A 13,487-nucleotide genomic window follows, 5' to 3' on the forward strand; every position below is an offset into this window, starting at 1 on the left:
GACGAACGCTCTCTCCCGTGGGGTGACGAAAGCATGGTCTCATTCCGGCTTTTCGGGCCGGTAGAAGTGGAAACGACCGCCGGTCCGATCGAGGTCGGGCCACCCCAGCGGCAGAGCGTGCTCGCCGCCCTGGCGGTGGACGCCGGGCGGCAGGTGTCGATCGAGACGCTGATCGACCGGGTGTGGGGTGAACGGCCGCCGGAAGGGGCGCGCCGGGCGCTGCAGTCGCACATCACCCGGCTCCGGCGGCTGCTCCACCAGGCCGCCGAGGGCGGCGAGGCGGTGGCCGTGCCGCGCCGGGCGAACGGCTACGTGCTGCAGATCGAGCCCGGACGCGTCGACCTGCACCGCTTCCGGAGCATGGCCGAACAGGCCCGTGACCCGGGCCGGGCCGTCCAGCAGCGGCTGGAGCTGCTGCGCGGCGCGCTGGAGCTGTGGCGGGGGACCCCGCTGGCCGGGATCCCCGGGGCGTGGGCGGCGCGCGTGCGGGAGGGCTGGTCCCGGCAGCGCCTCGACGTGGCCGTGGACTGGGCGGAGATGGAGCTGCTGCACGGCCGGCGCGAGCTCGTCGCCCAGCGGCTGCGCGATCTGCTGTCCGAGCATCCGCTGTCCGAGCCGCTGGTCGCGGCCCTGATGCGCGCCCTGCACGCCACCGGGAACGCGGCCGAGGCGCTGGCCTGCTACGCCGCCTTCCGCGAGGAGCTGATCGACCAGCTCGGCACCGGTCCGGGCGGCGAGCTGCAGGGGCTGCATCAGGCGATCCTGCGCGACGAACTCGTCCAGCCGGCCCCGTCAACGCCGCCGCCGGCCGCCGCCGCGCCGCCGCGGGTCGTGCCCGAGCAACTGCCCCTCGACGTACGGGGGTTCACCGCGCGTACCGCCGAGCTGGCCCGGCTGGACGGGATGCTGGCCGAGGCCGCCGACCACCCCACCGCGCTGATCATCTCGGCGGTCTCCGGCAGCGCGGGCGTCGGGAAGACCGCGCTCGCCGTGCACTGGGCGCACCGGGTCAGCTCCGCGTTCCCCGACGGCCAGCTCTACCTGAACCTGCGCGGCTACGACCTCGCGGCGCCGATGACCGCCGGCGAGGCGCTGGCCGGGCTGCTCGTCGCCATGGGTGTGCCGGGCCCTGACCTCCCCCTGGAGACCGACCAGCGCGCCGCCCGCTACCGGACCGAGGTCAGCGGACGCCGCATGCTGATCATCCTGGACAACGCCTCGTCGGTCGAGCAGGTCCGCCCCCTGCTGCCCGGCTCCGCGACCTGCGTCGTGGTGGTGACCAGCCGGGACTCCCTGGCCGGGCTGGTGGTCCTGCACGGTGCCTCCCGCCTGGATCTCGACCTGCTCTCCGCCGGCGACGCGATCGCGCTCCTGCGTACCCTCATCGGCCCGCGGGTCGACGCCGAACCCGGCGCCGCCGCCGTGCTCGCCGCCCAGTGCGCACGCCTGCCGCTGGCCCTGCGCGTGGCGGCCGAGCTGGCCACCGCCCGCCCCGCCGCCACCCTGGCGGAGCTGGCCGGTGAGCTCGCCGACCAGCAGCGGCGGCTGGACCTGCTGAACGCCGGGGGAGACCCGCGAGCGGCGGTGCGAGCCGTGTTCTCCTGGTCCTACCAGCGCTTACCCGACGGCACGGCCAGGGCGTTCCGGCTGCTGGGCCTGCACCCCGGCCCCGACTTCGACGCCGAGGCCGCCGCCGCCCTCGCCGACGTCGACTCCGCCCGGGCCGCGCGCCTGCTCGGAGAGCTCGCCGGCGCGAGCCTGATCGAGCAGCGGGCCGGCGGCCGGTACGCCTTCCACGACCTCCTGCGCCTCTACGCCCGCGAACACGCCCGCGACGAGGAGGACGAGCCCGCCGCCTCCCGCCGCCTGCACGACCACTACCTGCGCACCGCCGACGCCGCCGCCCGGCTCCTCTACCCGGAGAAGCTCCGCCTGCCGTCCGCGACCGAGCCCCGCCCGCCGCAGCCCCCGCGCTTCACCGACGACACCCAGGCCATGGCCTGGCTGGAAGCCGAGCGCGGCAACCTGATCGCCATCGCCCAGCACACCGCCGAGCACGGGCCGCATCGCGTCGCCTGGCTGCTCACCGACACACTGCGCGGCTACTTCTGGTTACGCATGTACGCCGCCGACTGGCTGGCCCTGGGCCTCACCGGCCTCGCCGCCGCCCGCGCCGACGACGCCCTGGCCGCCCAGGCGACCGCCGAGCTCAGCCTTGCCGACGCCTACCGGCATCTGGCCCGCTTCGAGGACGCCGTCGAGCACTACACGAGCGCGGCAGAGCTCTTCCAGCAGGCCGAGTGGCCGGACGGTCAGGCCGCCGCGCTGGGCAACCTCAGCAGCGTGCACTTCGACTCGGGACGCCTTGTCGAGGCCGCCGCCACCCTCACCCAGGCGCTGGCGGTCAACAGGCGGACGGACCGGCTGGCCGGGCAGGCCGCCAGTCTCGGCAACCTCGGGCTGATCCACGGGGCTCTGGGGCGGCTGGAGCAGGCGGTCGAGTTCATCGAGCAGGCGCTCGCCCTTGACCGCAAGCTCGGGTTCGCCGGGGCCGAGGCCATCGATCTCAGCAACCTCGGGGAGGCCTGGCAACTGCTCGGGCGGATGGACCGGGCTCTGCCGCTGCTCTCCCAGGCCCTGGACACGCAGCGCAAACTCGGCGACCGCGACACCGAGTGCGAGACGCTGCGCATCCTGGCCGACCTGCACTGTGACATCGGCCGTGACGAGCAGGCCCTGGGGTACGCCCGATCCGCGCTGACCCTGGCGTACGACACCGGTAACCGCCGCTTCGAGGCCGAGGCCCACAACAGCGTGGCCGCCGTCCACCAGCGGCTCGGCCTGTCCCACGACGCGGTCCGGCACTACGAGCTGGCCCTCGGCATCGCCAGGGAGACGCGGGCCCGTGCCCCCGAGGTGCTCGCGCTCATCGGCCTGGCCGTGGGCCGGGCGCTCCTGGGCCGCCTCGACGAGTCCTCCGTCGAGTCCGCTCACGAGGGGCTCGCCCTCGCCCGGCAGGACGGCTACCGGATGCTCGAAGGCAGGGCGCTCACCGCCATCGCCCGGATCGAGCACCTCCGGGGCCGGTACGGCGAGGCCGTCGAGCACGCCCGGCAGGCGCTGGAGATCCACCGGGAGACCGGTCATCGCCTTGGCGAGGCGCACGCGCACACCGCGCTCGGCCACGCCTACCGGCGCCTCGGGCTGAAGAACGCGAGCACCGGGCACCGGCGGCAGGCGCTCGCCCTCTACACGGAGATCGGCGCCCCGGAGGCGGAGGAGGTCCGCGCCGCGCTGGCGGCGGACTGATTGATCGCAACAGCCTGGGGCGGATCGCGGGCTTATGGCACTATTGCCGGGTGCATGTCGGCCGACCGTTCTGGCGCGCGTTGCGTGCCGCCGCGTTCGCGGTGGCGTGCGTGCTGGTGTCGGCGGCGATGCACGTGCTGGCCGGCGGCACGGTCGTGCACCTCGGGAGCATGGCGGTCGCCCTGGCGGTGGCCTGGGCGGGCGCGTACGTGCTCGGCGGGCGCGGACGCGGCGTGAACGTGCTGCTGGGCGCGTGCTTCACCGCCCAGTACGGCATGCACCACCTGTTCGGCGCCACCATGCCGGACCTGCCCTCCGTGACGCCGCAGAGCTCGCACCCGCATGGCGCCGGGCTGGGAATGCTGCTGGTGCACGCGCTGGCGGCGTTCGGGTCGGCCTGGTGGCTGGCGCGGGGCGACTCGGCCCTGGCGACGCTGCTGCACCTGGCCGTCGCGTCGGTCGGTGAGTTCTGGGCCGCGTTGCTCATCGTGGCGGGCGTGCCGATCGAGCCGGGCACCGCCTGCCGTCCGGCTTCCTGGGACGGCCCCGTGCCGCGCCGGCGACTGCTGGTGGCGGCGAGCGTCTCCCGGCGTGGCCCGCCGGTCCTCTCCTCCGTTCACTGACCGGGCGTTCACGCCCGCCGTCGGGCCGTGGCCGGTTCCGCGGTCTTCCTCGCGTGCCCGTGCCCTCCGTGGCCGCACGCTTTTTCGAACTGTCTCGCGAGACGTCGTGTGCCTGCCGGCGCGCGCTCTCGCAGAACGGAGAGACGCTTCATGACCTCCTCCCTCGACGTCCCGCCCCAGCCGGTGACGGACCCGGCCGGATCGCGCCGGTCGAACTGGGCGGCTCTGCGCCCCCTCGTGCTGCGGCTGCACTTCTACGCCGGGCTCCTCGTGGCGCCCTTCCTCCTGGTCGCCGCGGCCACCGGCCTGCTGTACGCGGCCTCGTTCCCGATCGAGAAGATCGTCTACCGGCACGAGCTGACCGCGCCCGCCGGGCAGTCCCGGATCCCTCTCGCCCAGCAGGTCGCGGCTGCCCAGGCGGCGCAGCCCGAGGGCAAGGTCAGCGCCGTACAGCCCGGCGCGGAGGCCGGCCAGACCACGAGGGTGCTGCTCGACGTGCCCGGACTGGCCGAGAGCACCAAGATGGCCGTCTTCGTCGACCCGTACACCGCCCAGGTGCGCGGCTCGCTGGAGAGTTACGGCAGCTCCGGCGCGCTGCCCGTACGGGCCTGGATCTCCCACCTGCACCGCCACCTCCACCTGGGGGAGCCCGGCCGGATCTACAGCGAGCTGGCGGCGAGCTGGCTGTGGGTGGTGGCCCTCGGCGGCCTGCTGCTCTGGGTCACCAGGCGCCGCCGCCAGAAGCGCCGGCTGATCCTGCCCGAGCGCGGCGCCGCGGGCGGGCGGCGCACCCTGTCCTGGCACGGCTCGGTCGGGCTGTGGGTGGTGCTGGGCCTGTTCTTCCTGTCGGCCACCGGCCTGACCTGGTCGAAGTACGCCGGGGCGAACGTCGATGAGCTGCGCTCCGCCCTGGGCTGGTCGACCCCGTCGATCGCCACGTCGGCCGGCGACCACGCCGCCCACACCCCCGGCGGGCCCCGGCAGGAGGCCGCCTCCGCGCTGAGTGTGGACCGAGTCGCCCAGGCGGCGGCGGGCAAGGGGCTGTCCGGCCCGCTGGAGATCGCCTGGCCGGCGGAGGCCGGCGCGCCCTACGTGATCAAGGAGATCGACAAGCAGTGGCCGGCGCGCCTGGACCAGGTGACGGTCGACGCCACCACCGGCCAGGTGGCCGCCGAGCTGCGCTTCGCCGACTACCCGATGGCCGCCAAGCTGACCCGCTGGGGCATCGACGCCCACATGGGGCTGCTGTTCGGCCTGGCGAACCAGATCGTGCTCATGGCGGTGGCCGCCGGGCTCATCACGCTGATCGTGCTCGGCTACCGGATGTGGTGGCGGCGCCGCCCCACCGGCGGGCCGGCGCGCGGCGGGTGGCGGCAGGTGAACCGGGTGTCGCTGGCCGTTCTGGCGCTGGCCGCCGTCGGCGTGGGTGTCTTCCTGCCGCTGCTGGGGATCTCCCTGGTGGCGTTCCTCCTGGTGGACGTCCTCGTCATGAGAGCCCGGTAGGCCGGCGGGCGTCGACCACGAGCGCGACGGCCAGGCCGGTGGCGGCCAGGGCGAGCGCGGGCACGACGGCGAGGCGGGGCTCCGCGACCAGCAGCGGCGTCGCCTCGCTCACCATCCCGCCCCAGTCGGTGTCGGGCGGTGGCAGCCCGACACCGAGGAAGCTGAGGGAGGTGACCGTGACCAGCGCCCTGGCGAAGTCCGCGGTGGCGACGGTCAGGACGGCGCCCGCGATGTGCGGGCCGATCGTCCGCCGGAGCAGGTAGAGCCGGGACGCGCCGATGGCCCGCACGGCCAGGACGTGATCCGAGCCGGCCACCCGCCGGGTCGCCGTACGGGCGACGAGAGCGCAGTTCACCCAGCCGAGCGGCACCAGGGCGGCCAGGACGGTGACGTACCCGGGCCGCAGCACACCGGCCAGCGCGAGCGCCAGCGTGAGACCGGGCAGGGCGAGCGCGACCGTGGCGGCGAAGCGCAGCAGCCGGTCGGCCGTCTCCCCGGCCAGCCCGGCGGCGGCGCCCAGCACCGTGCCGAGCGCCGTCGTGGCCGCGGTGACGGCGAGCGCGACCAGCAGGGACGTGCGCCCGGCCGCCGCCGTCCTGGTGAGCAGGTCGCGCCCGAGCTGGTCGGTCCCGAGCCAGTGCGCCCCGCCGGGCGGCAACAGGGCGCGCCCCAGGTCGGGCACGACCGGATCGTGCCCCGACAGCAGCGGCGTGACCAGGCAGAACAGCACGATCGCGGCCAGTGCCGCGCGGCTCCTCATCGGCGGCGCACCCGGGGATCGCAGGCCGCCAGGCAGAGCTCGGTCAGAGCCAGGACCAGGACGGTCGCGACCCCGGCGACCAGCACGTACGCCTGCACGATCGGCAGGTCCCGCTGCCTGATCGCCGTCACCGCGAGCTGCCCCACCCCCGGCCAGGAGAACAGCGTCTCCACCACCACCGCCCCCGCCAGCAGTTCGGCGAGCACCATGCCCGCCGCCGTGAGGGCGTTCGGCGCGGCCAGCCGCAGGGCGTGCACCATGACCGTGCGGCGGCGGCGCAGCCCCTTGGCGGTGGCGAGCTTGACGAAGGGCAGCCGCGAGGAGCCGGCGAGGTCGGCCCGCAGCAGCCGCAGCAGCGTCGCGGCGCCGGCCAGGCCGAGGGTGAGGGCGGGCAGCACCACCGCGCCGGGACCGACGTCGCCGCCCGTGGGCAGCGCGCGCAGGCCCACCGCCACCACGCCGATCAGCACGATGCCGACCACGTACGGCGGGACGCCCGCCATCGCCACCGTCACGAGCGCGATGGCGCGGCTGCCGGGCGCGCGCGGCCTGAGCGCGACCCGGACGGCGGCGACCCCGGAGAGCACCACCGCCACCAGTGCCGCCGCCCCCGCCAGCCGCAGCGTCGCGGGGAGCCGCGCGAGGAGCTCGCCGATCACCGGCGACCTGTCGGCCCAGGAGCGGCCGAGGTCGCCCCGCAGGACGCCGGACAGCCAGCGCAGGTAGCGGGTGAACAGCGGCTGGTCGAGGCCGAACTCGGCGCGCAGCGCCACGACGCCGGCCGCCGTCGGCTGGACGCCGCCCCGGCGCAGGATCTCCTCGGCCGGGTCGCCGGGGGCGAGCGAGGTCAGCAGGAAGACCAGCACCGACAGGGTCAGCAGCGTGAACAGCAGCTCCGTGCCCCGCCGCAGGACGACGCCCGTCATCGCACCGGTGCGAGCTTGCCCAGGTCGACCACGTACGCCGCGTTCTGGCGCACCCCGCCGACCTTGCCGGTCGTCACAATGGGATTGTCCTGGTACGCCAGCGGGATCATCGGGCGATCGGCGGCGAGCAGCCGCTGGATCCGGTGGTACAGGTCGCGGCGGGCGGCCCGGTCCGTCTCCGCCGCCGCCCGGTCGACCAACTCGTCGAACGCGGGATTGCGGTAACCGAGCCCGCGTTCGACGTTCCACGAGGCGTCGGAGCGCAGGAACCGCCGGAACAGGTAGTCGGCGTCACCGTTGGGCACGCTGTACGCGCTCAGGAAGAGGTCGTAGTCCCCGGCCTCCATCACCGCCTTGGTCGCCTCGGCCACGGTCACCTTCGCGGGCAGGCCCGCCTGCTCCAGGGCCGCGCGCAGCACCTCGGCGATGTCGGTGTAGGGGAACTGGCCGGTCTCGGCCGAGGAGATCAGGATGGTGACCGGCTCGGCGGGCGCCCCCGCCGCGGCGACCAGCTCGCGGGCCCTGACCGGGTCGTACGCCGTGGCCAGGCCGGGAACGGCGAGGTCGCCGAAGACCGGCGACAGGAACCCCGCGCCCGCCGTCGCCGTCCCGGCCAGCAGCGTGCCGGCGATGCTCCGCCGGTCGATCGCCAGGTCGGCCGCCTCACGCAGCCGGGCGTCGGAGAACGGCCCGCGAGAGGCGTTGAAGGTCAGGTAGTGCGTCAGCACCGAGGGGCTGCGCACCACCCGGAAGCCGCCGTCACCGGCCACCGCGGCGACCTGTCCCGGCAGCAGCGCGCCCTTGTCGATCAGCCCGTCGACCTCGCCGGCCCGCAACGCCGCCACCCGGGCGTTGGCGTCCGGGATCACCCTGACCTCGACCGTCTCGTACGCGGGCGCGCCGCCGTGGTGGTGCGGGTTGGCGGCGAGCACCGCCCGCTGCCCCTTGACCCAGTCCACCAGCGTGTACGGCCCCGTGCCCACCGGCTTGCCGGCGAAGTCGCCCGAGGCGGTGAAGGCCGCCGGCGACTGCACCATGCTGGAGAAGCCCGCCAGCCTGCCCGGCAGGTCGGCCACGGGCTCGTCCAGCACGAACGTCACCTTGCCGCCCTCGGCGCGCACGTCCGCGACCTTCCCGTACGCCCCCTCCATACCGGCGTCGAGGCTGAAGAACGCCGACTGGCGCGGCGCGATCCGCAGGAACCGCTTGATGCCGGCGACCACCGACTCGGCGGTCAGGGCCGTGCCGTCGCTGAAGCGCACGCCGTCGCGCAGGGCGAACGTCCACCGCCGCCCGCGCTCGGCGCTCGCCCAGGAGACGGCCAGCGCGGGCACGGGCCGTAACCGGTCGTCCACGGTCACCAGCGGCTCCCACACCCCTAAGGTCTGGTGCGTGTAGTACGGGTCCCGCGGGCCGGCGACGAGGTCACGCGGAGCCGCCAGGATGAGCCGTCCGTCCTCCCGTCCGGCCGGTTCCCGGCCTCCGCAGCCCGTGAGGATCGTGCCCAGGAGCACGGCCAGCAGGATCGTCGCTCGTCTTCGCAACCCGGTCTCCCGTCGATGTCCCGGCACTCTGCCGCAAACGGTAACCGTGTTCAAAGTGCTTGAGGAGATGGGCCGTCGTTCCGGTTGCTGATCCGGTTCCTAAGATGCGGACATGCCTGAGATATTCCGATATGCCCTGGAGCCGGACGACGATCAGATGCACGCGATGGGCCTGGCGGCGCTCTCCCTGGTCGAGGGCTATGTCCGCGACCTTCCCCAGCGGCCGGCCTTCGACCTCGACGGCGCCCTCGACCTGGCCGCCCGGCTCCGCGAGCCGGCTCCCGAGCACGGCACCCCCTGGCCCGACCTGCTGCGGACGGTGGCCGCGGCGGCCGCCGCCGGCGCCGCCAGCGCGGGGCCGGGCTACCTCGCCTACGTCCCCGGCGGCGGTCTGTACGCCGCCGCGCTCGCTGATCTCCTGGCCGCGGCGCTGAACAAATACGTGTCGGTGTGGAATCTCGCGCCCGCCTGCGCCCAGATCGAGGCGACCGCGATTCGCTGGCTCTGCGACCTGTTCGGCTATCCGCCGCGGGCAAGGGGCATTCTCACCTCCGGCGGCTCACTGGCCAACTTCTCGGCCATCGTCACCGCCCGTACCGCGCTGCTGGGGGAGCGGTTCCTCGACGGCATCCTCTACGTCACCGACCAGACCCACGCCTCCTCGGCCAAGGCCGCCCTCCTGGCCGGGTTCCCGCGCGCCAACGTACGGACGGTGCCGACGCTCGCGGACCTCGCCATGGATCCGCGCGCGCTGGCCCGCATGATCGAGGACGACCGCGCGGCCGGACTGCGGCCGTTCCTGGTCATCGGCAGCGCCGGGACGACGAACACCGGCATCGTGGACCCGCTGACCGTGCTGGCCGACCTGGCCCGCGTGGAAGGGCTCTGGTTCCACGTCGACGCCGCCTACGGCGGCCCGTTCCAGCTCACCGAGCGCGGCCGGGACCTGCTGCGCGGCATCGAGCGGGCCGACTCGATCACGCTCGACCCGCACAAGGCGATGTTCCTGCCGTACGGGACCGGCGCGCTGCTCGTCCGCGACGGGCCGCTGCTGCGCCAGGCGCACCACTTCGACGCCCACTACCTACAGGATCTGGGGGCGGAGGAGGAGATCCCCAACTTCACCGAATACTCCCCGGAGCTGACACGCGACTTCCGCGGCCTGCGCCTGTGGCTGCCCGTGAAACTGCACGGCCTCGAAGCCTTCCGCCAGGCACTCGACGAGAAACTGGATCTGGCCCGCCTGGCCCACGCGGAGCTGGTGGAATCCGGCTTCGACGTCCCCTGGCGGCCCCAGCTCACCACCGTGGCGTTCCGCTGGATCCCGGAGGACGGCGACGCGGACGCCTTCAACGCCCGGCTGCTGCGGCACGTCAACGCCGGGGGCCGCGTGCTGCTGTCCAGCACGATGATCGGCGGCGCGTACATGCTCCGGTTGTGCGTCGTCAGTCACCGGACCCACCGGGACCGGGTGGAGGAGGCCGTCGCGGCCATCCGGGTCGCCCTCCACGACTGCCTGGACGGCGTCACGAGACCCTCATGACTCCGGCCAGTACGGACCCGACCGGCGGGCGGCGGCCACGATGGCCGCGCCGTCGAGTCGGTGACGCTCAGCCCGATTCTTCCTGCTCTGAAGGAGGCTTGAAGAACATATTCTCACCTTACGGAACCGCGACCGTTCTGCGGCGCCGCGGCGTCTTCTCCTTCATGAGAGGTTGACCATGACCCGACGGTCTCCTGCGGCGAGCACCGCCTTCGGGCCCATCGCCATCGTGGCGGTGGAGCAGAAGGTTCCCGGCGAGCGGCGCATCGTCAGCGACGACATGGCCTTCCGCATGCTGCCGGGCTCCGTGCGCCCGATCGTGCACGCGGCCGCGTGGCGGCCCGTGCGCGAGTGGCTCGTCTCCATGAGCGACCGGCAGGGGCCGGGCGTGTGGGGCGGGATCCTGTGCCGCAAGCGCTACGTCGACGAGAAGGTGGCCGACGCCATGGCCGCCGGCGTCGAGCAACTCGTCGTCCTCGGCGCCGGCCTCGACACCCTCGCCTGCCGGACGCCGGGGGCCGCCGCGTTCGAGGTGGATCTGCCGGTCAACTCCGCCTACAAGCGCCGCCGCCTCGAGGAACTGTACGGCGGGGTGCCCGGCCACGTCCGGCTGGTGGCGGCCGACCTCCAGGCGGACGACCTCGGCGCCGCCCTGACGGCGGCCGGGTTCCGGCTGGACCAGCCGGTCCTGGTGCTCCTGGAAGGCGTGACCCCCTATCTGACCGAGGACGGCGTCCGTAGGATCCTCGCGTTCCTGGCCAAGACGGCCACCGGCAGCCGCCTGCTCTTCACCTACATCCGGCAGGACTTCATCGACGGCTCCGCGCGGTACGGCATGGGCCAGCAGGTCTACCGGCGCTACGTGATCCAGCGCATCTGGCGTTTCGGGCTCGCCGACGGCGACGTCGGCCCTTTGCTGGCGGAATACGGCTGGCGTGAGCGCGAACAGGTCGGCGCCGCCGAATATCGCGCCCGCTATCTCGAACCTCTCGGCCGCCCGATGCGCGTGATGGAGATCGAGCGGTTCGTCGAGGCCGAGAAGGCGTAGCCCGGCCCTTTTCACGGCCCTTTCGCGGTCCTTTGGCGGCCCTCAGTAGCGGACCGGGCTCTGCGTCAGCGGCGGGTAGACGGTGGACGGCTCACCGTCCACCGTGGCTCCGGCGAACTGCAGCATCGCGCGCTGCGCGCCGTGCATCGGCGCCGGGTAGTTCAGCGCCGGGGCCGACACCTCGTCCAGCAGCCGGAGGTGCTCCGGGCCGAGGACGACGTCCAGGGCGGAGAGGTTGTCCTCCAGGTGCTCGACGCGCCTGGCGCCGAGGATGGGCACGACGGTGCCCGCGCGGGCGCGCAGCCAGGCCAGCGCCACCGCCGCGGACGTGGTGCCGAGCTGCTCGGCGACCGTGGCGACGGCGTCGATGACCGTGAACTCGTCCTCGTCGGGGCCGCCGACGAAGGCCGTACGGGCGGAGTCGGTGACCTGGGCGCCGCGCCGGTACTTGCCCGACAGGAAACCGTTTCTCAGCGGGCTCCAGGGAACCAGGGCCAGACCCTGGTCGAGCGCGAGCGGCGCCAGCTCGCCCTCGACGGTGCGGGCCAGCAGCGAATACTCGACCTGCAGCGCGATCAGCGGCGTCCAGCCCTTCAGCAGCGCCATCGTCTGCGCCTGGGCGGTCACCCAGGCCGGGGTGTTGGAGAACCCGACGTAACGGATCTTGCCGGCCCGGACCAGGTCGTCGAGAGTGCGCATCGTCTCCTCGATCGGGGTGTGCCGGTCCCAGTTGTGCAGCCAGTACAGGTCCAGATAGTCGGTACGCAGGCGGCGCAGCGTCTCGTCCAACTGGGCGATGATCGACGAGCGGCCCGCGCCGCCGCCGTTCGGGTCGCCGGGGAAGAGGTTGCCGAAGAACTTCGACGCCAGCACGACGCGCTGCCGCCGGCCGGGGCGGGCGGCGAACCAGTCGCCGAGGATCTTCTCGGAGTGGCCGTTGGTGTAGAAGTTCGCGGTGTCGACGAAGTTCCCGCCCAGGTCGAGGTACGTCGCCAGGATCTTCTCCGACTCCGCCACGCTGCAGCCCGCGCCTCCCGGGTCCTGCCCGAAGGTCATGGCGCCGAGCGCGAACGGGCTGACCCGCAGCCCCGACCGGCCGAGCGTGACGTAGTGATCGAGCGGCATGATCGCCCCTTTGGTGTGGTGCCGGAATGGTCTCCACCATGCAACCGCGAGCCGGGTGCCCGAGGGTAGACCGATCCGCCCGCAGGCTTGCACGATCCTGCCGACTTCGCCTGGATCGGGCTTGCCACGGCGAGGTCGCCGATGGTTTCGTGAAGGGTGCGCACCTCGTACCTCGAAGAGCTCCGCGGCCTGATCGCCGCCCATGCCCGGCCCGACCTGCGGACGTCGATCGGCTCGCTGCTGCTGTCACGGGTGCCGACGTCGGAGCCGGACTACTCGCTGACCGAGCCGCTGCTGGTCGTCATGGCGCAGGGCGGCAAACGGCTGCTGCTCGGCGACCGGGTGTACGAGTACCGGGCGGGGGAGTGCCTCGTGGTCACCGCCGACCTGCCCGTCACCGGCCACTTCGTCGGCGCCACCCCGAAGGTCCCGGCCCTGGGCGTGGGGCTGGTGCTGCGCCCGGCCGCCATCGCCCCGCTCCTGCTGGAGACGCCGGTCGAGCGATGGTCCCGGACCACGGCCGGGCCGCCCGCGATCGCCACCGGCGCGGCCGGGCCCGAGTTGCTCGATCCTGTCGTACGGCTTGTGCGGCTGCTCGACCATCCCGCCGACGCGCCCGTGCTCGCCCCGCTGGCCGAGCGGGAGATCCTCTGGCGGCTGCTCACCGGACCGCACGGCGGCATGATCCGCCAGATCGGCCTGGCCGACAGCAGCCTGACGCACGTCAGCCGGGTGATCGGCTGGATCCGCGACCACTACGCCGAGCCGATGCGGATCGAGGATCTGGCCCGGCTGGCGGGCATGAGCCCGTCGGCGTTCCACCGGCACTTCCGCGCGGTCACGGCGATGAGCCCGCTGCAGTTCCAGAAACGCCTCCGGCTCCAGGAGGCCCGCGCGCTGCTCATCGCCCGTCCCGACGACGTCGCCGGGGCCGGGCATCTGGTCGGCTACGACAGCCCTTCGCAGTTCAACCGCGAATACCGCCGCCTCTTCGGCGCCCCACCCGGCCAGGACGCCGCCCGCCTCCGCACCACCCCCACCCCACCCCCCGACCGCCACCTCCCCTGACCACCCTTCATCGCCCGAGGGCGGCCACCCCGACGGTT

The 13,487-nt window shown here is 73.8% G+C and carries 10 protein-coding genes; 6 read left to right on the top strand and 4 right to left on the bottom strand.

Annotated elements, in window-relative coordinates; translation table 11 throughout:
* Window positions 1–33: 33 nt before the first annotated feature.
* The 3 genes from AB0I15_RS32490 to AB0I15_RS32500 all read left to right on the top strand — a co-directional run bounded on the left by AB0I15_RS32490 (window position 34) and on the right by AB0I15_RS32500 (window position 5,435).
* A complete protein-coding gene (locus AB0I15_RS32490; protein ID WP_358103594.1) occupies window positions 34–3,309 on the top strand; it encodes a tetratricopeptide repeat protein in 3,276 nt (1,091 codons plus the stop codon).
* A gap of 50 nt (window positions 3,310–3,359) precedes the next feature.
* A complete protein-coding gene (locus tag AB0I15_RS32495) occupies window positions 3,360–3,932 on the top strand; it encodes a hypothetical protein (protein WP_358103597.1) in 573 nt (190 codons plus the stop codon).
* A gap of 150 nt (window positions 3,933–4,082) precedes the next feature.
* Complete coding sequence (locus AB0I15_RS32500) at window positions 4,083–5,435, top strand: PepSY-associated TM helix domain-containing protein (RefSeq protein WP_358103599.1); 1,353 nt, start codon at window positions 4,083–4,085, stop codon at window positions 5,433–5,435.
* Here AB0I15_RS32500 and AB0I15_RS32505 read toward each other — a convergent pair.
* Genes AB0I15_RS32505 through AB0I15_RS32515 form a run of 3 tightly spaced genes read right to left on the bottom strand, consistent with a single transcriptional unit; the run spans window position 5,419 to window position 8,665 of the window.
* Entirely contained in the window at window positions 5,419–6,195 is a 777-nt protein-coding gene (locus AB0I15_RS32505) for an ABC transporter permease (protein WP_358103602.1), read from the bottom strand. The two genes, AB0I15_RS32500 and AB0I15_RS32505, sit on opposite strands and share 17 nt — an antisense overlap.
* Entirely contained in the window at window positions 6,192–7,121 is a 930-nt protein-coding gene (locus AB0I15_RS32510; protein ID WP_358103605.1) for an ABC transporter permease, read from the bottom strand. Before AB0I15_RS32510 ends, AB0I15_RS32505 begins: the two co-directional genes overlap by 4 nt.
* A complete protein-coding gene (locus tag AB0I15_RS32515) occupies window positions 7,118–8,665 on the bottom strand; it encodes an ABC transporter substrate-binding protein (RefSeq protein WP_358103608.1) in 1,548 nt (515 codons plus the stop codon). Before AB0I15_RS32515 ends, AB0I15_RS32510 begins: the two co-directional genes overlap by 4 nt.
* Before the next feature lie 112 nt (window positions 8,666–8,777).
* Between AB0I15_RS32515 and AB0I15_RS32520 the strand changes: the two genes are divergently transcribed.
* A complete protein-coding gene (locus tag AB0I15_RS32520; RefSeq protein WP_358103611.1) occupies window positions 8,778–10,208 on the top strand; it encodes an aminotransferase class V-fold PLP-dependent enzyme in 1,431 nt (476 codons plus the stop codon).
* A 178-nt stretch (window positions 10,209–10,386) separates the two neighbouring features.
* Entirely contained in the window at window positions 10,387–11,256 is an 870-nt protein-coding gene (locus AB0I15_RS32525; RefSeq protein ID WP_358103614.1) for an SAM-dependent methyltransferase, read from the top strand.
* A gap of 42 nt (window positions 11,257–11,298) precedes the next feature.
* Here AB0I15_RS32525 and AB0I15_RS32530 read toward each other — a convergent pair whose 3' ends face one another.
* Window positions 11,299–12,381 (bottom strand): aldo/keto reductase, encoded by a 1,083-nt coding sequence (locus AB0I15_RS32530; protein WP_358103617.1) that lies wholly within the window; start codon window positions 12,379–12,381, stop codon window positions 11,299–11,301.
* A 156-nt stretch (window positions 12,382–12,537) separates the two neighbouring features.
* Here AB0I15_RS32530 and AB0I15_RS32535 point away from each other — a divergent pair, with 156 nt between their 5' ends.
* On the top strand, window positions 12,538–13,449 hold the full coding sequence (locus AB0I15_RS32535) for an AraC family transcriptional regulator (RefSeq protein WP_358103620.1): 912 nt from the start codon (window positions 12,538–12,540) through the stop codon (window positions 13,447–13,449).
* Window positions 13,450–13,487: the final 38 nt, after the last annotated feature.

The sequence above is a fragment of the Nonomuraea sp. NPDC050643 genome (assembly GCF_040654715.1).
Classification (GTDB): domain Bacteria; phylum Actinomycetota; class Actinomycetes; order Streptosporangiales; family Streptosporangiaceae; genus Nonomuraea.